Below are 21,401 nucleotides of genomic sequence, written 5' to 3'. Positions count from 1 at the left end.
TTGTGACGCTAGTATATGCCATTAAGGGACAAGTGATACATTTTAAGCACCGATGTGAATACCGATAGTTTTGCCTCCGGCCTCCACACTCTCAAAGGATTGTGCGCCACCTAATTCTACAGTGGTAACCAGGACGTTCTCACGTAGCACATGCTCAAATGCAGTAACTGCTACCTTCAGTTCGTCGTCAAGATCCAGTGTCAATGCAATTCGCTTGTCGATCGGCAGATCCAGACGTTTGCGGTAATCCTGTACCGCCCGCACGATTTCCCGCACCCAGCCTTCTTGCACCAGCTCAGGCGTGATCTCGGTATTCAGCGCTACAGTGATCCCATAGCCAGATGCAGAGGCAAAGCCAGGCTTAGCCTGCTTCTCCACTAGCAGCTCATCGGCAGTGATTTGCAGCTCTTCCCCATCTGGAGAAACGATAGCGATTACGCCATCCTGTACGGCTTTGCGGGTAGCTTCACTATCCAAGCTCTTCAGGAAGCCTTGCAGGAAGCCGATATTTTTACCGTATTTTTTACCAGCAACCTTCAGATTCATCTTCAAGGTAAAATCTACAAAGCCGCTATCACTGGTCTCCACCACAATGTTCTTGATGTTGATCTCATCCTTGATGATTTCTTCATAGTCGGCCACGTGGAAGCTGCGATCAATCGACACAATCAGCTCGGACAACGGCTGGCGGTTCTTAATACCCGTCTCGTTACGCACGTTACGTGCAAGCTCGACGATGCCCCGAGCACTCTCCATATCCTGCTCCAGCTCTTTGTCGATCAGGCTTTCGTCAGCTACCGGATAATCCGCCAAGTGCACGCTCTCTCCGCCACCCAGGTTTGTGAAGATATCCTCAGACAGCATTGGTGTGAACGGCGCCATCAGCTGTGCTGTGGTCAACAGTACATGAGTCAGCGTACGGTAAGCATCCAGCTTTTCCTCGCCCAATCCGCTACCCCAGAAACGGTCACGGGAACGACGGATGTACCAGTTGCTGAGCTCGTCGATGAAGTTCTCAATCGCTTTGGACGTATTGACAAAATCATTCACGGCCAGTCCTTTATCTACCAGCAGGATCAAGCTATTCATACGGGATAGAATCCAACGATCCAGCTTATGAGCGGATACTTTGAACGGATGATCCGCCGGATCATAACCGTCAATGCCAGCATACAGGGTCAGGAACGCATGCGTGTTGACCAATGTATCCACGATTTTGGATTTGGTCTCACCGACCAGACCACGGGAGAAGCGTTTATTGTTCCATGGCGCGCTGTCGGACAGGATCGCCCAACGGAAGGCATCGGTTCCGTATTCATTCATGATTTCCCACGGGTCAATAACATTGCCCTTGGATTTGGACATTTTTTGGCCATTCTCATCAAGGATATGACCGGTAGCAATAACCGCTTTGTAAGGGGCAACGCCCTTGAACAACGTGGATACTGCCAACAGGCTGTAGAACCAGCCACGGGTCTGGTCAATTCCTTCACAGATCATTTCCGCCGGGAATTGCTCATCTAGCGCGTCAGCATTTTCAAATGGATAGTGGCTTTGGGCAAAAGGCATCGATCCGCTATCGAACCAAACGTCGATAACTTCTGATGTGCGTACCATGACTCCACCCTCGCTGAACGGACTGCGCAGCTTGATGTTGTCTACGAACGGCTTGTGCAGTTCGATATCCTCTGGCACTTCATCCACGGCCATCGCTCTCATCTCAGCAATGCTGTGCGGTGCGAACTCCTTGCCGGTATCCTGACAGACCCATACATTCAGCGGCGTTCCCCAGTAACGGTTACGGCTGATGTTCCAGTCCACCAGCTCCTCCAGGAATTTGCCGAAACGTCCATCACGTACGTGTTCAGGGTACCAGCTCACACCGTTGTTGTTGGCAATCAGTTGATCCTTGATCTCTGTTGTGCTGATGAACCAGCTGTCTGTTGCATAGTACAGAAGCGGGGTATCGCAGCGCCAGCAGAACGGATAGCTGTGCTCATATTTTTCCTTGCTGTAGAGCAGACCTTTCTCCGACAACGTCTTAACGATGTCTAGATCGCAATCCTTCACGAATCGTCCAGCAAAATCAACAATTAGATCAGTATATTTACCAGAAGCATCGACTACATTCACAAAGCTGATGCCGTTCTCGCGGCAAGTCTTGTAGTCATCCTCACCATGTGCCGGAGCCATGTGTACAATCCCTGTACCGCTAGCATCTGTAACGAAAGATGCGCCAACAATGACATTGCTCTTCTCAGCCTTGATATAGCCGAATGGAGGGGCATAGGTTTTACCGATAAATTCAGAACCTTTATGCGTGGAAAGGATGGTATGCTCACCCTTCATCACATCATCTACCAGATTCTTCGCCAGAATGTACACGCCATCCTCTTGCTGCACCCGCACATAATCCATATCCGGGTTCATCGCCAATGCCATATGCGCTGGTAGCGTCCAAGGCGTTGTCGTCCAAGCCAGTACATATTCACCGCTGTCATCCAGCTTGAACTTGGCGGTAGCACTGAGGTCTTTGACCGTCTTGTAGCCTTGTGCTACTTCGTGGGAGCTCAGTGTCGTCTGACAGCTCGGACAGTACGGGCTAACGCGGTGTCCACGGTACAACAGGCCCTTTTCATGTACTGTAGCGAGGATATTCCAGACACTCTCAATGTACGTATTGTTCAACGTGATATACGGGTTATCCAGATCCGTCCAATAACCAATCGCTTCCGTAAATTCACGCCATTGCTTCTCGTATCCGAAGACGCTGGCTTTACATTTCTCGATAAACTTCTCAACACCGTATTCTTCGATCTCTTGTTTACCAGAGATGCCTAGCTGTTTCTGTACTCCCAGCTCAACCGGCAGGCCGTGTGTGTCCCAGCCGGCTTTACGTACTACACGGTAACCCTTCATCGTTTGGTAACGACCGATAAAGTCCTTGATTACGCGTCCCAGCACGTGCCCGATATGCGGCGCACCGTTCGCTGTAGGCGGACCTTCATAGAACACATAGTTCTGGCGGCCTTCGCGGTTCTCCATGGATCTGCGGAACGTATTTTCGTCACTCCATTTTTTCAGGATGCGGACGTCTCTCGCCCGCGCTTTTTCTCTGACATCAACTTTTTGCATTGGGGTCAAATCCTTCCTTGGTTTTTTCGATCCCTCCCAAACCCTCCCTTCGCCAAGGGAGGGCCCCAGAGGGCGCTGCCCTCTGGACACCCGGAAGCAGAGCTCGAGGTGGGAGTGGCTTTGGTGGAATAGTAACTGATACATTGGCGCGAGGACCGGCCCTTCTTAGGCTCCCCTGCGGGTTCGCCTGCACGGCCTCGACTTTTAAAGACTTTGGAATGCTTGCGACGCTTTCAACCGTCGCTGGCTTCCGAGCCTGGGCTGCCTCCTGCGGAGGATCGCGAGCTCGGAGGCAAAGCGGAGTGCTTGCGACGCTTCGACCGTCGCTGGCCTCCGAGCCTTAGGCTGCCTCCTGCGGAGGGTCGCGGGCTCGGGGGCAGAGCGGAGTGCTTGCGACGCTTCGACCGTCGCTGGCCTCCGAGCCTTAGGCTGCCTCCTACGGAGGATCGCGGGCTCGGGGGCAGAGCGGAGGCCCCGCAGGCGAACCCGCCAGGGGAGCCTAAGAAGGGCCGCTCCCCCGCCGAACAAACCACCTGTCCGCTTGCCAACCTTCTTCCGACGAGATTTACTTGCGGGTGTCCAGAGGGCTGCGGCCCTTGGGGTCCCCCTTAGAAGGGGGATTTAGGGGGATGCGCACGCAAAAACGAGCGCCATCCCGCCCCACAAGGGGCGAGACGACGCTCGCGATACCACCCTAATTCAGTGCATGAGCACCACCTTAGAGGGAGTGTATTCAGGCACGATCTCAGCTCCACGCCGTATTTATGACGCGGGTCCGGTGTAACGTCCGGCAGACGGCTCGGCTTACACACGCGAGAATGCGCTTCAGCGTCGCTTCTAAGGGAAGATTTTCCGGCAGGGTCTGAACATCGGCTTTCAGCAATCACCGACTCTCTGGGGAACAGATTCTTGTCGTACTTGGCCCTTCATCGAATTACATATAATCATGGTTGTAGATATGTTCTAGTTATAGCCTCTTTGAGCTTAAATGTCAACCAGACAGAATGCACCTAAAATGCGTTCTCGGTAACCTCTCGGCTCTCAAGTGCATTCCAGTCATCCTGAGAAAGAAGCTCCAGTTGGGCTTCAAGCAAGGTCCGGAAGCGAGTCCGGTAAATAGAGGCCTGCTTGCGCAGCTCTTCGGTCTCCATCGAAATCTTGCGGGATTTGGATAAGGCTTCGTTAATGATACGGTCAGCGTTCTTCTCCGCTTCCTTGATAATCAGCTGCGATTCCTTCTTGGAGTTGTTCTTCACTTCATCTGCTGCTTCCTGAGCAATGATGATCGTCTTGGACAATGTCTCCTCGATGTTCACAAAGTGGTCCAGACGCTCCTGAAGGGCCAGGAGCTGATTTTGCAGTTCCTTGTTCTCACGGATGACGCTTTCGTAATCTTTGATGACCTGGTCCAGAAACTCATTGACCTCATCTTCGTCATAACCGCGGAGCCGCCGGGAAAACTCCTTGTTATGTATATCGAGCGGCGTTAATGGCATGCTGTGCACCTCCTAGAAATTTCGGACCTTCCTGGCCTCTGCAGCCGTTGCAGCGGACAAAGAAGCAAGTTTGTAACTCAAGTATTAGGCAATAGTTGCTGTTTCATTCCTACTGCCGGCTAGGGTCCGCCTCTTCTACACTATCGGCGTCCAGCTTCAAATTCGTTTGTTTCCCACGAGTTAATCATTTTCGACAAGGAAAGCGAGATTCCTGCAAAGGGATTCACACAAATTTGCCAACCTGAACCCGGTATCGACCTTTTTTCGTCAAGCCGCCGACCTCCAGCACCTTGAACCGGCCAAAGCCTTGCAGAGATACCACATCGCCTTCCTTGAGTGCGGTGGACGGATCCTCCTCCACCTTCCAGTTCACCCGTACCCGTCCGCTTTTGATCGGCGCAAGAATTTTGCTCCGGCTAAGCCGGGTCACATCCGCAGCGATGCCATCAAGCCGCAGGGAGGCCACAGTCAAATCCATCATTTCAAGCTTGGTCTCACTGCTACGCAGCGAGGAAAGTGGCAAGATTTCAGTGCTGACGGTAACCTTATGAACACCATGCAGATTCATGGTGAGATAATCGGCGATATCTGCCGTTACTACAACATGACAACCATCTGCAAGCACATGGATATCACCGATTTTGCTGCGTTTGATTCCAAGACCTAGAATCGCGCCCATATAATCACCATGCTCCAGTGCCAGAAATTTCTGCTCCCCGGAAGTGATCGCGAGCACTTTCATAGCCATGTCTTCGCCATCCAGCTCACGGTAATCTGGAGCAATCAGAGCTCTGCACCGCTCTGCACCCTCATGCCCACCTTCCAGTCTGACTATGACATCAGGGTGGCGGTTGACCAGACTTTGCAGAATATGGCCTTGGCGTGGATCGAGAAAATCCGTCAGTTTACTCTCATGATATTGTCCCGCGGCCGTTACCCAGTCCCAAGCTCTGTCCACAAACTGCCGCTCGTCGGGATGAAAATGCCCGTAGATTTCAGTCTTCAGCATGGGTTACAGAACATAACTCAGCAAAGATTTGAGGCCGTAAACCGCCCATCTGAGTACAAACAGCGCAACGATCGGCGAGATATCCAGCATTCCGAAGAGCGGTGGAATAAACCGGCGGAACGGTGATAAAAACGGTTCGACCAGCTTCGCCAATAGTTCCCCAATAAAGTTCTCACGGACACCAGGAACCCAGGACATCAGGATATAGATAAAAATCATGTAGAAGTAGATATTAAACAGGATATCAATAATGGAGCTCACTTCATAATACAAAGCCCGTTCACCTCATTCTGTTATAGTCTTGTTCGTCGCCAAGGATCTCGGTGATGGAGCCTTGAATTTCAACCGTATCCGGAGTGCACATAAATATATTGCCCCCAATTTTGGATATTCCTCCACCCAGGGCATAAACAGTTCCGCTTAGAAAATCAATAATTCGCATAGCCTGGTCATTGCGCACTCGCTGTAAGTTAATTACAACGGTCCGGTGTGCCCGGAGATGATCAGCAATTTCCTGCGCCTCCTCATAGGAACGCGGCTCATACAGCACAACCTTAACATTTTTCTGTGAATGGATGCTGACGACGTTGTTGGTCCGCTGATTCTTGCGGGTTTCTACAGGGGTTGGCTCGTACTCATCTTCCTCACGTGAAGAAATCTGCTCCCGTTCCACAATCTCCTCTTCCTCCTGCAAGCCAAAAAAACTCATAAAACGGTTCATAACACCCATCACCTATCCCTCCTTGTGACCTACCAACACCGTACCCAAGCGAACCCAGGTAGCTCCTTCCTCTATCGCCACTTCAAAATCATTCGACATTCCCATCGACAGCTCCCTGATCGGCTCCGGAGTCAGTTCCTGCCGATTCAGCTCATCACGCAATTCTCGAAGTCCGCGGAAGACAGGGCGAGTCAGCTCCGGCTCCATCTCATAGGGCGCCATGGTCATCAGACCGATCACATTAACGCGATCAAGGCCAGCGATTTCCTGCAAAAATCCCGGTACATCAGCAGGCGGCAAACCAAATTTCGTATCCTCACCCGAGATGTTCACCTGCAGAAAAACATTGACCTTCTGTCCGGTGCTCTCGGCCTTTCGCTGCAACTCCCGGGCCAGCGAGATGCGGTCCAGGGAGTGAATATATTGAAATTTGCCGATAACATCCTTCACCTTATTCGTTTGCAAGTGACCGATGAAATGCCAGGTCCCCTTCTCTCCCAAGGCCAACCACTTATGCTCGGCATCCTGCCAGCGGCTCTCGGCGACATGCTCCAGCCCTGCTTCCAGCACAGCGGATACCGTTTCCAGAGAAACGTATTTCGTAACCGCAATTACATTGACGTCCTTACGATCTCGTCCGCTCGCTGCACAGGCACGTGCTATGCGCTCTTCTACCTCGGCTATTCTCTCCTGTAATGTCAAGCCCAACATTCAACTCTCCTTTATTCCGATCCAGCTCGTCATTCTGCCTGTAATCCCATTTTCCGCACGGTATGAAAAGAAAATATCTGTATTACAGCTTGTACACCATGATGTACATTCGATATGTGTCGGCAATATTCCTGCTTTTATCATAATGCGTCGATTCATTTCTTTCAAGTTCAGCATACATTTACTGCTATCCGTAGCAGAAGGGCTGTACAGCGCTTCATCCTGCCCCATCGATTCCCCACTCTCTGCTTCCAGACGCCGGATATGATTCATCACATAATCGTCCACTTCATAACAGCAATCACCAATCGAGGGGCCGATGGCAGCCCGAATATCCTCCGGACGGCTCCCGTATGCTTGCCCCATGGCATGAACAGCCGCAGCAGCAATTTCCGCCACGGTCCCTTTCCAGCCTGCATGCGCAAGACCTACGGCACACTTGATGGGATCATAAAAATACAGCGGCACACAATCCGCATAGAATGAAGTCAGCAGTACACCCGGAACATTGGTGACCATAGCATCTGTAGCCTGAAAAGCAGAAGCCCGGTCCAGGCGTCCCCGTCCACGGTCATTCTCTGTAACGACAGTGACTGCAGCGCCATGCGTTTGCTCGCCACAGGTCCAGTCCTTCAGGGTAAATCCTAAACTATCAACCAGCGTGGTCCGGTTATTCATTACATCGGCAGGATCATCCCCGACATGGAATGCACAGTTAAAACTATCATAGGGTGCCGTGCCGGCCCCACCCTCTCTACCAGTAAATCCTGCGGTTATTTCCGGATGCTCCACTGCCCACGGTTCCAGCCGCAGCAGCATGGGAGCTTCTCCGCTCCGTACAAACGGTTCCATTTCCTCACCTCCGTCTTAGTGTACCACAGGGCAAAACTCCCAACAAAGAAATGCCTTTGATTCTGAGGCAGAACGCTGAAAAATCAGGCATTTTGACCTATCCTGCACAAAGAAATAGCCAAAGAAAAAGACGCATCATTAATACATGCGCCGTTCACTGCGGTCTCCCCGCTCCAAGTACATCGTTTGCCGCTCTTCCTCAGCCTGGGGCATCCGGTTCTCTTCAATTTTCACCAGAACCACATCCGAGCCAATCTTCACAATGTTCCTCCAAGGTATGATCAGATCTGCACCACCGCCGAACAACCCCATAAATCGGGTATAACCGGGAACTACAATAGCATCAATAACCCCCCGCCGGAGATCCAGCTCCAGATCACTGATCTGCCCCAGCCGCTTGCCGTCCACGATATTAATGACATCCTTAGTCTGAAAATCAGAGATCTTCATTTTTTTGCTCGCTCCTATAGTTTCCTGATTCATTTCATCTCACCCCTGTACCATCAGACCTATAGTCCAATATATGATCCCTAAGCTTGGCAACATGTCAATTGCAGTCCCATTCTTCTCTCTGGGGACAAAATATAATTTGGAGCGCTGAACCGATGTTCCTTTGTGATGAAATGCTGATGGCTGTGCGTTCATAGGATAATCTTAGAACAGAAGTGTACATAGAAAATGGGATGTCCTCAGGCCCTGATTGCGGCTGGAGGAACATCCCATTTTTTAGTGGAGCCAATAATTACGATTTGACATGCTTCTGCATTTGCTGAATTGCGGATTTCTCCAGCCGTGAGACTTGAGCTTGTGAAATACCGATTTCATCCGCGACTTCCATCTGGGTTTTCCCTTCAAAAAAGCGCATGGACAGAATCCGCTTCTCCCGGCCACCAAGCTTCCGCATAGCTTCCCGCAGGGCAATTTCCTCGATCCATGAGACATCCTTGTTTTTATCATCGCTGATCTGGTCCATGACATAAATCGGATCCCCGCCATCATGATAGATCGGCTCGAACAGGGAAACCGGGTCCTGAATGGCATCAAGGGCAAAGACAACATCTTCTTTAGGTACACCAAGGGCTTGCGAAATTTCGAAAATCGTCGGTTCCCGCGAGTTTTGATTAGTCAGACTGTCACGCACCTGCAGCGCCTTGTAAGCAATATCCCGCAGCGACCTGGAGACACGAATCGGATTGTTATCACGCAGGTATCTGCGAATCTCGCCGATGATCATGGGAACCGCATATGTGGAGAACTTAACATTTTGCGATAAGTCAAAATTGTCGATGGCTTTCATAAGCCCGATGCACCCCACCTGGAACAGGTCGTCCACGAATTCCCCCCGGTTGTTGAACCGCTGAATTACACTCAGGACCAATCTCAGGTTGCCGTTAACCAATTTCTCTCTGGCGGATCGCTCCCCCTGTTGCTGCAGCGAAGTGAACAATTCACGCATTTCAACGTTCGTTAGAACGGGCAGCTTGGATGTGTCCACACCGCAAATCTCGACTTTATTACGGGTCATGATGATTAACCTCCCAAGGAGAAACATTACTGTACATTATCTCCCCGGCCCGGCATTTTATTCCTTGATTATCTCACCTTAGACCATCTTGTTGAACTCCTTGCGCAGCCGCTTGATAATTCTTTTTTCCAGGCGCGAGATGTAGGATTGGGAGATACCAAGCAGATCAGCCACATCTTTTTGTGTCTTCTCCTCCCCGCCGCGCAGCCCAAATCTCAGCTCCATAATCAATCTTTCCCGCTCGCTCAGCTTCTCGAGTGCCTTCTGCAGCAGCTTGCGATCCACCTGTTCTTCAATGTTCCGATAAATCGTATCGTTCTCAGTCCCCAGCACATCAGACAGCAGTAGTTCATTACCGTCCCAGTCAATATTCAGCGGCTCATCAAAGGATACCTCGCTCCGTGTTTTGCTGTTGCGTCGCAGATACATCAGAATCTCGTTCTCGATACAACGCGAGGCGTAGGTTGCTAGTTTGATTTTTTTCTCAGGGTCAAACGTATTGACCGCCTTAATCAGCCCGATCGCCCCAATGGAGACGAGATCCTCGATGTTAATGCCAGTGTTCTCGAATTTGCGGGCAATGTAGACCACAAGCCGCAGGTTACGCTCAATCAGCATGGCCCGTACTGCCGCATCACCGCTGGATAGCCGTTGCAGCAAAAACTCCTCCTCCTCACGTGTTAACGGGGGTGGCAGAGCCTCGCTCCCGCCGATATAATAAATTTCCTGGCTCTTTAGCCCCAGCAGAAACAGCATGCGGTAATATTGTAGCTGCAGCGAAATTTTCCATTTGATCATTCTTGTTCCTCCTTCAAGATGTGCCTGGTTCGTGAAAGAATGGCCTGGGGAAACGTACCTGTTTGTCAGTCGTATGCCCATATTAGGAAGGCACCGCCTCAGCACTTTCCCGCACAGCCAGATCAGGATGTATCACAGCTCGGTACGCTCCGTCTCCTGAAAGCGTCCCGCCATCCAGCCCGATCAGCACACGCTTACTACAAAAAGTGTCCCCATCCAGCTTTATGGTCACACGGTCAGGCTTCAGGGCGAGCATAAACGATGCACTTCGGTTCACTCCCCGGTAAGGGACCAGCCGAATTCTGTCTTGCCAGGCAAAGGACTGCCCGTCCGTCTCCAGCAAAAGTTGGTCCGCACTACTCTGGGTCAGCCTTCCCTTCCAAGATGCTGGAAGCTGTGTCTCCCAGAGCGACGATTCCATGACCATGACGGGAATCTTGGTCAGCGGATCACTTAACCGGTTGCCTGTATCCAGCAAGCCAAGGCAGGAAACGATAACGCCATCAATCTCGACGATCACTTCCCCGATATAAGACTCCAGTTGTTCACGTTTCATCCGGGAAGTGTGCACCACCTTGAAGCAGAGCAGCACCAGCGGCAGAAGCGCAATAACGAACCACATTCCGATCTTCAGCCTATAGGCGTGCCCGCCTGCCGCCGTGAACATGATGCCATTCCAGATATCACCTGAGCTTTGCAATAGATAGTGAATGCCAACAATTCCGCCTGCTGCCGCAAAATTGATGATATAAAAAGCGCCCATCGTCCGCAGATAGCGCTGAAGGCTCCCGAACCCAAAGGCAATCCACAGCATAATCACCGACAGTCCGAACTTGATAAGGAAGGTATACAGGAAGGTTAGCTCTGGTACAAACATCATGACCACATACAATGCTCCAACCACAGCTGAGAGTACAAGCCTCCACCAAGATACCTTGAGCTTGACCAGCCAGCCAGTCAGCCAGAGCAGCACTCCGTCAATCAGCAGATTGGTGGCGAATATCAAGTCAATATAAACTACCAGGACATTCACCTGCCTACAGACTGCAATCTATTCCCGAAGCGGACAATAGAGCAGGCTCTCTTTTTTGGACGATATGATTAGTATAGAAAGTCTCTTATTCAAAGTCTGTCTAAACTTGGGGGGCATTCTTGCGGTTTTTTTGTCGAGTTATAGAACAGCAACCGCCATTGCAGCATAAAAAGACCAGCCGTTTCCGGCTGGCCCTAAGCTAATTGTTATATTGATTCATAGGCGTCTGCTTACGCAGCATTTGTATTACTTTAAATATTAAGGGTTAATAGATTCAATTTCCTCTTTACTCAGTCCTGTAGCTTCCTTAATGTCTTCATGGCCTAGTCCCATCGCTAATAGTTTCTTGGCCACTTCAAGTTTAGCTTTCCACTGTCCTTCATGTAAACCCTCTTTCAGGCCCTCTTTTAAACCTTCTTTCAGACCTTCTTCCATACCCTTTTTCAATCCTCTTTCCCAGCCATTCTCTGCCGCATCACGAAGAGAAGCTTCATCATGCAAATATTTTTGTCGGGCTTCATATATCCGGCGAGCTTCCGAATCCTGACTTAAAAATTGCAGAGTGTCCATGGCCTTCTTCATAACCGGTTCGTTCATCCTCAGCACCTCCCAGTGAGATTGATCTACACCCTTGAGAAACAACAACCAATTCACTAAACCTCCTTGCTCGGGAGGTGAGGATAAATGCAGCTTCGGCAGCTCCAGAAAGTGAATCTCTATATCCTGGGTGAGCTCTACACCGCTATTATCCTCACGCAAATGAAAAACACTATGATACTGCTCGCCAAGCAACAGACTATAATTCAAAATGTTGATCGTCACACACTTTTTAAGATCTCTATATTTGCCGCTTTCTTGAAGCTGTCCGGAATAGCGTTTGCTCCAGTAGTAAAGCGTTCGTTTTTCAATATCATACTTGTTAAACAGTTGCATCTCAATATCAATCATTTTACCATCTACCGTCTTGGCCCATATATCGAAGATAGATTGCTTGTCCAGCGGATCATCTTTATCCGTATATGGATTCAGCAATACTACTTCATTCAGGGCAGGTTCTCCTGCCTCGGCGAATATCCTGTTAAGAAAGGCCAGCAATACGTCTTTATTGTTCTCAGTGGCAAAAATCCGTTTGAATACAAAATCCACCCGGGGATCAAGTAGTTCCATCATGTCATCTCCCGTTATTTTATTATAACCGCAGGTACAACAAAAAACACCGCATTGCCATAGCTATCAGCTAAAGCAATACGGTGCTTCCGTATATCTATTAAAGATTCAATTAGTCATTATTGCCGCGTGTACGGTTCCGGAGGAACGTTGGAATATCGAGCTGATCAGAAGTATTCTGATTGCCGAACGGACGTAAATTAGCATTCTTATCCGCAGCAGCAGGCTCGGTATTCGTACTCGGGGCTACCGGACGACGACCAGGAGCTATAGAAGAAGGCTTATGTTCAAAGCCAGTTGCGATAACCGTAACTTTGATCTCATCCTTCATACTCTCTTCGATAATCGCACCAAAAATCATATTTACTTCCGGATCCGATGCTGAAGTGACGATTTCCGCCGCTTCATTAACCTCATAGAGTGAGAGGTTAGATCCCCCGGTAATATTCATGATGACTCCGCGCGCGCCTTCAATAGAAGTCTCAAGAAGCGGGCTCATAATCGCTTTGCGTGCAGCTTCCGAAGCACGGTTCTCACCGTTGGCAATACCGATGCCCATCAGTGCTGAACCACGTTCAGTCATGATCGTCTTCACGTCTGCAAAGTCAAGGTTGATTAAGCCGGGAACCTTAATCAAATCCGAGATACCTTGCACCGCCTGACGAAGCACGTTGTCCGCCTCACGGAAAGCTTCAAGCATCGGGGTCTTCTTGTCCACAATTTCGAGAAGTCGGTCATTCGGGATAACGATTAACGTATCGACCTTTTCTTTCAAAGCTTCAATGCCAAGCTCAGCATGATTGGAACGCTTTTTGCCCTCAAAAGTAAACGGACGAGTCACTACACCAACGGTCAGTGCTCCGCACTCTCTCGCGATTTCAGCAATTACCGGTGCCGCCCCTGTTCCTGTACCGCCGCCCATCCCTGCGGTAACAAACACCATGTCAGCACCTTTAAGTGTATTCGAGATCAAATCACGGGATTCCTCAGCTGCCTTCTTACCAACCTCAGGATTGGCTCCGGCACCAAGGCCACGCGTCAATTTGTCCCCAATTTGCAGCTTATGCTCCGATTTGGCCATATGCAGCGCTTGGGCATCCGTGTTAACGGTAATGAACTCGACGCCCTGAACGCCATTTTCAATCATCCGGTTGACCGCATTGCTTCCGCCGCCACCCACGCCAATGACTTTTATTTGCGCCAAGCTCTCCATTTCAAAATCAAATTCCAACATATTGTTCCATCTCCCCCTAGAAAAGTGCTTGGATGCCCGGTCCAAGTATATCTGGTCTTACAGTTATATAAACTCGCTGAACATATTCTTCAGACGTTCTACCAATCCGGGCTTCCGAGCGGTATCCTGGTTTGGTGCCGCACTCTGCTTGGTGCGAGCCGTCGTCTTCTTGTTGCCGCTTCCGCCGGTACTGCGTCCGCGGAATCTGCGGACCACATTATGCAGAATGCCGACACCACCGATAAATCCGGGGTCGCGCACACCGATATAATCGGGTACAGCAATACGTACAGATGCCGCCAGCTCTGCTTGAGCAACCTTTAATACACCTGGCATAGAAACAGTGCCGCCCGACAGGATGTAACCTCCCGGAAGCTCACTGTAACCCAGGCGCTTCACTTCCTTGCGGATTAGATGGAAAATTTCCTGGACTCGCGGTTCAATAATCGCCGCCAAATCCTCCTGGTTGAACTCCTTCTCCACGTTGCTGCCAATTCGCAGCACCTTAAAGACCACGTCCGAAGCCGCATCGTCGATCCAGGCGCAGCCGTATTTCAGCTTCACCTTTTCTGCTTGATCGGTCAATGTCCGAAGTCCGTAGGCAATATCATTGGTTACAAACTCCCCTCCGATCGGAATCGTGGAGGTTGCAGTGAGGGAACCCTCTTCATATACGGCTATTGTAGTTGATCCTGCTCCGATATCGACCAAGACCGCTCCCATCGACTTCTCGTCTTTAGAGAGCGCCAATCCGCCGGCGCCAAGAGACATCAGCACAAGATCTTTAACCTTCAGTCCTGATTTCTCCACGCAACGCAGCAGATTATGTATCGGCGTCTTCGCACCGGTGATGATAGTCGCGTCAACTTCCAGACGGACGCCGATCATCCCGCGCGGGTCCTGAATGCCCTCGAGACCATCGACGATATATTGCTTAGCGACAACATCGATCACTTCGCGTTCTGGAGGCAATGCGAGCACCTCCGCCGCCTTAATTACGCGATCAATATCATCTTCACCGATCTCACGGTCTTCATTCTGAACGGCCACGACACCGTGGCTGGATTGCAGGCCGATATGGTTGCCGGTAATCCCGACATAGACCTCGGATATTTGAATACCAACCATCTGCTCTGCATGTTCTATAGCGCTTCTGATTGATTGCACAGTCTGATCGATATCTACAATCGCACCTTTGCGTATTCCTTCCGAATCAGCAGATCCAACGCCAATAATATTAAAGGTTCCATTGGTAACTTCACCAATGATCGCCCGAACTTTGGATGTACCGATGTCCAAACTAACAATGATGTCATTGTTGCTCAAGCCCTATGGCACCTCCTGTTATAATCAAAGTAAATTGCAAAGCCTTTCCCAGTCCCGGGAAACATCTTCTGTACATATTCAACATACCTAATCCTTTCCCTCTTTTTTCTACAAATTTTTTGAGTGGAATAATAATACAACTACCCCAAAAGCAAATGACTCTGCATGAAAATTAAATAGCAGACCATTTTACACAAGAAATATAAGCAAAAGAGTGAAAATATATCTATAAATATGCTCAGATTCCAAAAAATCCGGAGAAAAAAGAGGGATGGAGCTTAACCCATAAAATCTATTTTAGCATTTTTTTATATCTATTAGTAGGGACTATTTACTCTTGTGTCCCTATTTCCCCTCTGTTTCTGCCTCTTCCGGTTGGAAAGGAACGTAGGAATCCGCCTCCAGCATCGTGATCAATCCGGGTTGCTCCGTTTCTATGACCTGATTCAGATAACCCACCTTGTTCTTCAGCAGCGAAATCGCCGTAATCACCTCAAATTTGGAGCGAGTATACAGCTTGATTCTGTCCGGAAAAGACAGGGTCGGCGAAGGTACAATTTCGGAGATATCGCTTGTAAGATCATTAGGAATTCCAGCCAGCACCTCAGAGAGCTTTGCCTTAAAAGGATCGGATGGCTTCCAATTGGTCAGTATAGGCTTCTCAACGGCAATCCCGGTCTCATTCACTTTGACAGCTGCGCCGCTGGAGAGAATGGCCTTGATGCTGCCTTCCTGATCCAGTTCATAGGCCACCGCCGGATACTCCTCTATATGAATAGAGATTAGACCAGGGAACTTCTTGTCCACCGTTGCTTTTTGCACTGTATCCAGCTTCATCAGGGATTCCTCCACAGTGCTCTTGGAGACAGCAAAGAACTGTCCTCCGTTCTGCAGACCGCTTTGGGCCAGCAATTCTTCTCGGGTAGAATACTTACTCCCCTCAAAATCTATCTCTGTAATCCGGCTAGCAGACGAACGGAAAAAAATCACAGCTAATAGCGCGGTGAACAGCAGGATCAGAATAAAGGTAACCTTCCGGCTCATTTTCTTTTTGGGCTTGTCCTCTTTCAAGAGAGGCACAGTGGTTTTAGACATTCTCATTTCTCCGTAGTAAGGCCCTGTCTCCTTCCCAGGCGATTCATCCGAAGGAGACAGGGAGCTTTAATTGGCCAAATCAATCGGTCCCGGAACAGGCACCTTGCGGCTAATACGGGCGCCCAATTTTTGAAACAACTTTTCAATACCGTCGTAACCCCGGTCAATGTGATGCGCCTGCTCAACAATGGTCGTCCCGTTGGCGGCAAGGCCGGCAATCACAAGCGCTGCCCCCGCCCGCAGGTCGGTCGCCTCAACAGTAGCTCCGTATAGTCTCTGCACACCACGAATAAACGCCCGGTTCAGGTCAATCGAAATATCCGCACCCATACGGGCCATTTCCTCTACATGCTTAAATCGACCTTCAAAAACGGTTTCCTTGATCACACTAAAACCGTCGGCGAGTGACAGCAGCACCATCACCTGAGACTGGAGGTCTGTCGGGAACGAAGGATAAGGAGAGGTCACTATCCTCTCTACCCCCCGAGGACGCCCCATACAACTGACATTAATTATATCATTGCAGACTGTAATTTGAACACCGGCGCGCTTGAGCACATGAATGAGCGAGGTTAAATGCCCTGCATTGGTATGCGTCAACGTAACGTTACCCCGTGTTGCCGCTGCCGCAATCATTACGGTTCCAGCCACAATCCGGTCCGGAATTACCTCATACGTACAGGGATTGAGCTTCTTCACCCCTTGAATCGTAATGGTATCAGTTCCTGCGCCCATGATCTGGGCACCCATCTTGTTCAAAAAATTCTGAAGATCCTGTATTTCCGGTTCCCTGGCCGCACCGGTTATCGTTGTGGTACCTTCTGCCATGGCCGCAGCCATCATAATATTCTCTGTCGCCCCTACGCTTGGGTAGTCGAGATGAATATCACTTCCCGTAAGCTTCTCCGCCCTGCAGGAGATTTGACCACTACTTTCCTCGATCACCGCACCGAGCGCCTTCAGACCCTGCAAATGAAGATCGATCTTGCGTTCACCGATGGCACAGCCCCCAGGCTGATAGATCGTCACCTCGCCAAATCTGGACAGTAGCGGACCCATTAGAAAGATCGAGGACCTCATCTGCCGCATTAAATCCTCTGGAACATGAGAAGTAGCTACGGAGGACGTATCAATCGTCACTCTCTCCTCTTCATGAACGCTTTTGCAGCCCAGCCGGTCCAAAATATCCAGCATGGTCACGGTGTCCAGCAGCTTCGGCACATTATGCAGTGAGTGAACTCCTTCGGCCAGCAGGCTTGCCGCCAGAATCGGCAGCGCCGCATTTTTTGCTCCATGGATCCGAATGGTGCCGGACAGGGGACTCCCACCCTCAATCACCAATTTGTCCAATGTATCACCTCCGAGATTACCGCTCACCCACCACAAACACTTCCGGTACCAGGGCCCTCATGAAACGAACAGGAACGCCCGCCTGATCTCATCTCAATGCCGGAAGTGTCTGGGTGATTGTCACGATTATAGGAATATCCTATGTTCAATCCCTCGGGTGTGTGACAGTGGCTGCCAATAAGGCATTTTCCGCCGTCTTTGCCCTAAAACTCAGGCTTGTTTCTCCAATCTCGAACGGCTTGTTCCATAACCGTCAAGGAACTACTTTTGCTTGCCGACGAGTTTGTACAGCTCACTCACGACCAGCGCGGCGGAATCCCTTTTGCCCAAACGCAGCGAGGACTCAGACATTTTACGGCGCACAGACTCATCTCCAATAATCTTGGCAATGGCACCGTGCAGCGCCTGTCCGTTCAGTTCTTTCTCTAACACTACCACAGCGGCACCTTCACGTTCCAACTGTCTGGCATTGGCTTCCTGGTGATTGTTCGTTACGTTAGGAGAAGGTATTAGTACAGAAGGAATACCCAGGGCCGTAATTTCCGAAAGAAATGAAGCGCCAGCACGGTTAACAATCAGGGATGTACATGCCAGCACTTCTGGCATATTGTGAATATAAGGAAGCACATGCAGCCAGTTGGGGATCCCCCCCAATTTTTGCCGCAGGGCTTTGCGAGTCTCTTCAAAATAAGGTTCGCCAGTTACATAAACATAATGAACTCCATTACCCTTACCCACAAAAGGGGCCATGTCAATCATTGCATCATTAATCGCCTTCGCTCCCCGGCTACCGCCGACCACCAGCACAACCGTGCTGTCTTCAGGAATGCCCAGTGATGCATACCCACGCTGTGCACTTGCCGTGGTCACTGTAGTCGCTCGCGGATTGCCGGTATAAATGACCCGTTTACCACCAGGAAACGCAGACTCTGTGCCTTCAAAGCTGACAGCCACCGTATCTGCATAACGACTCAGGAAACGGTTAGTCAAGCCTGGGATGGCGTTTTGTTCATGAATCAAGGTTGGAATGCCGAGCCTTGACGCAGCATACACAACAGGACCACAGACATAACCTCCCGTCCCGATCACTACATCCGGCTTGAACTCTTTGAGCATCTCTTTAGAAGCCCTGACTCCCTTCAGAAAACGCATAACCGTCTTAACGTTATCGAGAGATAACTTGCGGCGGAAGCCAGTAATATCAATAGATTTGAACGGAATATTCTCCTGGGGAACCAGTTTACTCTCCAAACCACGCGTGCCGCCAATGTACAGAAAAGCAGCTTGGTCGTCCTCTGTCTCCAGTTGCCTTGCGACAGCGACGGCCGGATAGATATGTCCACCCGTGCCACCGCCACTTAATACGATGCGCATGCCTTTCACCTCGCATAACGGGATAAATTCAATAGAATGCCGAGTGCCGTGAGCATAAGGGTTAATGAGGACCCGCCATAGCTGATCAGTGGAAGCGTAATGCCTGTTACCGGCATAAGGCCGATAACTACACCGATGTTAATGACGACTTGCACAGCCACCATACAAACGATGCCTACGGCTAGATAGCTCCCAAAGCGGTCAGGCAGGCTCATTGCCACCCTCATCCCGCGCCAGATCAGAATCAGGAACAGGGTCAGTACCGCCAAGCCCCCGATAAATCCCAGTTCCTCGGCCAATATAGAAAAAATAAAATCAGTCTGTGGTTCCGGCACATAGCTGTACTTCTGACGGCTCATTCCAAGCCCCATACCACCAAGCCCGCCAGGGCCGATGGCGTACAGCGATTGGATAATCTGATAGCCTGCGCCAAGCGGATCGGACCAGGGATCCAGGAACGCTGTGATCCGTTGCAGACGGTACGGTGCCGTGGCGATCAGGCCGGCAAACCCGGCCAGACCTGCAATACCCAGCGACACCAGATGTTTCATTCGGGCACCAGCAGTGAAGACCATCATCAATGCGGCCCCGAACATGACGGTGCCCGTCCCAAGGTCGGGCTGGAGCATAATCAGACCAAAAGCCGTACCAATCAGCGCCAGCGGGGGCAGCAGCCCTCGGGTGAAGGTGGAGATGTCATAATCATCACGCCCTAGCCAATTGGCCAGGAACAGAATCATGCCCATCTTCATGAACTCCGAGGGCTGAATGCCGAAGGAGCTAATCCCCAGCCAACTGCGCGCCCCGCCGCGCACAACCCCGATTCCAGGGATCAACACAATCACCAGTAATACAAAACAAACGATCAGGAGCGGTTTGGCAAACTTCTTCAGAACGCGATAATCCGTATTGGCGGTAAAGAACATGACCACCAGGCCCAGACCCGCGAACAGCAGCTGCCTTTTGACAAAATAAAACGAGTCTCCATAATTGCGAAAGCCCAAGACGGATCCGGCGCTGTATACCATCACCATGCCGATAGCCAGCAGGGCAAGAATAGGGATCAGCAGCCAAATATCCGGCGCATGACGGGATTTGTTCATGAGGAGCACACCTCTGCTTCCGTAGTAGGGGCTTATCCGCCCCCCTACTTAAAGGTTATGCACCGCCTCTTTAAAAATACGCCCGCGCTCTTCATAGGATGTGAACATGTCCCAGCTTGCACAGGCAGGAGACAGGAGAACGATGTCTCCTTCTTCCGCCAAAGCGGATGCCTCCCGCACAGCCTGCTCCAGCACGGCGGCGGCGCTCTCCCCATTATCGACGGAGACCACGTCGTTTAGTCCTGCCAGCTTCGCCACGTTCACCAGCTTGTCCTTCGTCTCTCCCAGCGCCACCAGGGCCTTAACACGACTGCTCAGGACAGGCAGCAGTTCAAGATAATCAGACCCGCGGTCCAGCCCGCCAGCAATCAACACTACCGGTCTACGGAGAGAGGTCAGCGCCATCGTAGTCGCTTGGGAATTCGTCGCCTTAGAATTGTTATAATAAGCAGCTCCGTTTTTATCTGCAACGTACTCCAGACGGTGCTCTACACCACGGAAAGACTTCAGTACCGCTGACAGTCCAGCTGGATCAGCCCCCGCCGCTATGGCAATAGCGCTGGCAGCCAGCGCATTCCCCACATTGAAGCGTCCTAGAAGACTGATAGACTCTACCGGGGCAATCTCTATCTCCTGACCCGCCGAATTCCGGTAGAGAATGACGCGCTCCAGATCGTCTTCAACATCAGGGACATAGGATGGGCTAACAAAGACGCCCTGCACCAGCTCCTCTGTCATAGAGAAAGGCAGCAGTTCTGCTTTTACATAAGGCACCAGTTCGCGACAAACGGGGTCATCCCAGTTCAGCACTGCTGTGTCGCTATCCAGTTGATTGGCGAAAATTTTCGCTTTGGAGTCCACATAATCCTTCATATCTCCGTGATAATCCAGATGCGTCTCGGCTACGTTCAGCAGACAGCCTATCTTCGGGCGGAAAGTCTCCGTTCCTTTGAGCTGGAAGCTGCTAAGTTCAACCACCATCCAGTTCTCTTCTGAGGCTTCCTGTGCGGCCTGACAGAGTGGTGTGCCGATGTTGCCGGCCACGATCGGCTTCATACCCGCTGCATCCAGCATCTGGCCTACCCAGGTCGTTGTCGTCGTCTTGCCGTTGGAACCGGTGATACCGATCATCGGTGCGGCACAGAGACGGTAAGCCACTTCGACCTCAGTGACCACTTCTATGCCCAGCTCCAATGCTTTTTGAACAGGAGGCACAGAATACGGTATGCCCGGATTCTTAACCACCAGCTTGATGCCCGGATGAATCAACCCTTCCGGATGCCCACCGCATATAACAGAAATTCCCAAAGATTCCAATTCGGAAGCTTCGGGACTTTGTTCTCTTTCCTTTTTATCATTGACCGTAACTACGGCGCCACGTTCATGCAGCACTTTGGCCACCTGGACGCCGCTCTTGGCAAGCCCTAGAACGACGACCTCTTCTCCACGATACATATCTGGATGTTTCATAG

19 protein-coding genes are annotated in these 21,401 nt (G+C 50.7%); all 19 read right to left on the bottom strand.

Going from position 1 to position 21,401, the window contains the following annotated elements; all coding sequences use genetic code 11:
* Nucleotides 1-42: 42 nt before the first annotated feature.
* Nucleotides 43-3,135 carry an isoleucine--tRNA ligase gene (gene ileS, locus AC3Y23_RS02265; protein ID WP_379195177.1) on the bottom strand — a complete coding sequence of 1,031 codons (3,093 nt, stop codon included), beginning with the start codon at nucleotides 3,133-3,135 and terminating at the stop codon, nucleotides 43-45.
* Nucleotides 3,136-4,145: 1,010 nt separating this feature from the next.
* The gene (locus AC3Y23_RS02260) at nucleotides 4,146-4,631 is read right to left on the bottom strand and encodes a DivIVA domain-containing protein (RefSeq protein WP_379195175.1); all 486 of its coding nucleotides are present in this window, start codon (nucleotides 4,629-4,631) and stop codon (nucleotides 4,146-4,148) included.
* Nucleotides 4,632-4,854: 223 nt separating this feature from the next.
* The gene (locus AC3Y23_RS02255) at nucleotides 4,855-5,637 is read right to left on the bottom strand and encodes a YlmH family RNA-binding protein (RefSeq protein WP_379195753.1); all 783 of its coding nucleotides are present in this window, start codon (nucleotides 5,635-5,637) and stop codon (nucleotides 4,855-4,857) included.
* Between the two features lie 6 nt (nucleotides 5,638-5,643).
* Entirely contained in the window at nucleotides 5,644-5,913 is a 270-nt protein-coding gene (locus tag AC3Y23_RS02250; protein WP_379195173.1) for a YggT family protein, read from the bottom strand.
* A 7-nt stretch (nucleotides 5,914-5,920) separates the two neighbouring features.
* Nucleotides 5,921-6,370: a cell division protein SepF gene (locus tag AC3Y23_RS02245; protein ID WP_066364116.1), complete on the bottom strand. Its 450-nt coding sequence runs from the start codon at nucleotides 6,368-6,370 to the stop codon at nucleotides 5,921-5,923.
* Between the two features lie 3 nt (nucleotides 6,371-6,373).
* The gene (locus AC3Y23_RS02240; protein ID WP_379195751.1) at nucleotides 6,374-7,063 is read right to left on the bottom strand and encodes a YggS family pyridoxal phosphate-dependent enzyme; all 690 of its coding nucleotides are present in this window, start codon (nucleotides 7,061-7,063) and stop codon (nucleotides 6,374-6,376) included.
* Nucleotides 7,064-7,072: 9 nt separating this feature from the next.
* Entirely contained in the window at nucleotides 7,073-7,924 is an 852-nt protein-coding gene (pgeF, locus tag AC3Y23_RS02235) for a peptidoglycan editing factor PgeF (protein WP_379195170.1), read from the bottom strand.
* Nucleotides 7,925-8,062: 138 nt separating this feature from the next.
* Nucleotides 8,063-8,374 carry a YlmC/YmxH family sporulation protein gene (locus AC3Y23_RS02230; RefSeq protein ID WP_286154934.1) on the bottom strand — a complete coding sequence of 104 codons (312 nt, stop codon included), beginning with the start codon at nucleotides 8,372-8,374 and terminating at the stop codon, nucleotides 8,063-8,065.
* Nucleotides 8,375-8,666: 292 nt separating this feature from the next.
* Complete coding sequence (gene sigG, locus AC3Y23_RS02225) at nucleotides 8,667-9,449, bottom strand: RNA polymerase sporulation sigma factor SigG (RefSeq protein WP_066364124.1); 783 nt, start codon at nucleotides 9,447-9,449, stop codon at nucleotides 8,667-8,669.
* A gap of 78 nt (nucleotides 9,450-9,527) precedes the next feature.
* Nucleotides 9,528-10,247 carry an RNA polymerase sporulation sigma factor SigE gene (gene sigE / locus AC3Y23_RS02220; RefSeq protein WP_066364125.1) on the bottom strand — a complete coding sequence of 240 codons (720 nt, stop codon included), beginning with the start codon at nucleotides 10,245-10,247 and terminating at the stop codon, nucleotides 9,528-9,530.
* An 82-nt stretch (nucleotides 10,248-10,329) separates the two neighbouring features.
* Nucleotides 10,330-11,280, bottom strand: coding sequence for a sigma-E processing peptidase SpoIIGA (gene spoIIGA, locus AC3Y23_RS02215; RefSeq protein ID WP_379195167.1), 951 nt, complete (start codon nucleotides 11,278-11,280; stop codon nucleotides 10,330-10,332).
* A gap of 258 nt (nucleotides 11,281-11,538) precedes the next feature.
* Nucleotides 11,539-12,450, bottom strand: coding sequence for an Rpn family recombination-promoting nuclease/putative transposase (locus tag AC3Y23_RS02210; protein WP_379195165.1), 912 nt, complete (start codon nucleotides 12,448-12,450; stop codon nucleotides 11,539-11,541).
* Between the two features lie 109 nt (nucleotides 12,451-12,559).
* Entirely contained in the window at nucleotides 12,560-13,681 is a 1,122-nt protein-coding gene (gene ftsZ, locus AC3Y23_RS02205) for a cell division protein FtsZ (RefSeq protein ID WP_379195163.1), read from the bottom strand.
* A gap of 63 nt (nucleotides 13,682-13,744) precedes the next feature.
* Nucleotides 13,745-15,007, bottom strand: a complete 1,263-nt coding sequence (ftsA, locus tag AC3Y23_RS02200; RefSeq protein WP_379195161.1) for a cell division protein FtsA — start codon at nucleotides 15,005-15,007, stop codon at nucleotides 13,745-13,747.
* A 345-nt stretch (nucleotides 15,008-15,352) separates the two neighbouring features.
* Complete coding sequence (locus AC3Y23_RS02195; protein ID WP_379195159.1) at nucleotides 15,353-16,102, bottom strand: cell division protein FtsQ/DivIB; 750 nt, start codon at nucleotides 16,100-16,102, stop codon at nucleotides 15,353-15,355.
* Between the two features lie 66 nt (nucleotides 16,103-16,168).
* Nucleotides 16,169-17,452: a UDP-N-acetylglucosamine 1-carboxyvinyltransferase gene (murA, locus tag AC3Y23_RS02190; RefSeq protein WP_379195157.1), complete on the bottom strand. Its 1,284-nt coding sequence runs from the start codon at nucleotides 17,450-17,452 to the stop codon at nucleotides 16,169-16,171.
* A 261-nt stretch (nucleotides 17,453-17,713) separates the two neighbouring features.
* Nucleotides 17,714-18,826, bottom strand: a complete 1,113-nt coding sequence (murG, locus tag AC3Y23_RS02185) for an undecaprenyldiphospho-muramoylpentapeptide beta-N-acetylglucosaminyltransferase (RefSeq protein ID WP_379195155.1) — start codon at nucleotides 18,824-18,826, stop codon at nucleotides 17,714-17,716.
* 5 nt (nucleotides 18,827-18,831) lie between these two features.
* On the bottom strand, nucleotides 18,832-19,929 hold the full coding sequence (gene spoVE, locus AC3Y23_RS02180) for a stage V sporulation protein E (RefSeq protein ID WP_379195153.1): 1,098 nt from the start codon (nucleotides 19,927-19,929) through the stop codon (nucleotides 18,832-18,834).
* Between the two features lie 48 nt (nucleotides 19,930-19,977).
* Nucleotides 19,978-21,399, bottom strand: a complete 1,422-nt coding sequence (gene murD, locus AC3Y23_RS02175) for a UDP-N-acetylmuramoyl-L-alanine--D-glutamate ligase (RefSeq protein WP_379195151.1) — start codon at nucleotides 21,397-21,399, stop codon at nucleotides 19,978-19,980.
* Between the last annotated feature and the right edge of the window lie 2 nt (nucleotides 21,400-21,401).

This window comes from Paenibacillus sp. MAHUQ-45 (assembly GCF_058133325.1).
This window is presented reverse-complemented; position numbering and strand designations above follow the sequence as displayed.

Excerpts from the sequence above, each read along its gene's own strand:
- ftsZ (WP_379195163.1), bottom strand. The coding sequence starts at position 13,681 with ATGTTGGAATTTGATTTTGAAATGGAGAGCTTGGCGCAAATAAAAGTC.
- murG (WP_379195155.1), bottom strand. The coding sequence starts at position 18,826 with ATGCGCATCGTATTAAGTGGCGGTGGCACGGGTGGACATATCTATCCG.
- AC3Y23_RS02245 (WP_066364116.1), bottom strand. The coding sequence starts at position 6,370 with ATGGGTGTTATGAACCGTTTTATGAGTTTTTTTGGCTTGCAGGAGGAA.
- AC3Y23_RS02260 (WP_379195175.1), bottom strand. The coding sequence starts at position 4,631 with ATGCCATTAACGCCGCTCGATATACATAACAAGGAGTTTTCCCGGCGG.
- murD (WP_379195151.1), bottom strand. The coding sequence starts at position 21,399 with ATGAAACATCCAGATATGTATCGTGGAGAAGAGGTCGTCGTTCTAGGG.
- AC3Y23_RS02195 (WP_379195159.1), bottom strand. The coding sequence starts at position 16,102 with ATGTCTAAAACCACTGTGCCTCTCTTGAAAGAGGACAAGCCCAAAAAG.
- sigE (WP_066364125.1), bottom strand. The coding sequence starts at position 10,247 with ATGATCAAATGGAAAATTTCGCTGCAGCTACAATATTACCGCATGCTG.
- AC3Y23_RS02230 (WP_286154934.1), bottom strand. The coding sequence starts at position 8,374 with ATGAAGATCTCTGATTTTCAGACTAAGGATGTCATTAATATCGTGGAC.
- AC3Y23_RS02210 (WP_379195165.1), bottom strand. The coding sequence starts at position 12,450 with ATGATGGAACTACTTGATCCCCGGGTGGATTTTGTATTCAAACGGATT.
- ileS (WP_379195177.1), bottom strand. The coding sequence starts at position 3,135 with ATGCAAAAAGTTGATGTCAGAGAAAAAGCGCGGGCGAGAGACGTCCGC.
- sigG (WP_066364124.1), bottom strand. The coding sequence starts at position 9,449 with ATGACCCGTAATAAAGTCGAGATTTGCGGTGTGGACACATCCAAGCTG.
- spoVE (WP_379195153.1), bottom strand. The coding sequence starts at position 19,929 with ATGAACAAATCCCGTCATGCGCCGGATATTTGGCTGCTGATCCCTATT.
- pgeF (WP_379195170.1), bottom strand. The coding sequence starts at position 7,924 with ATGGAACCGTTTGTACGGAGCGGAGAAGCTCCCATGCTGCTGCGGCTG.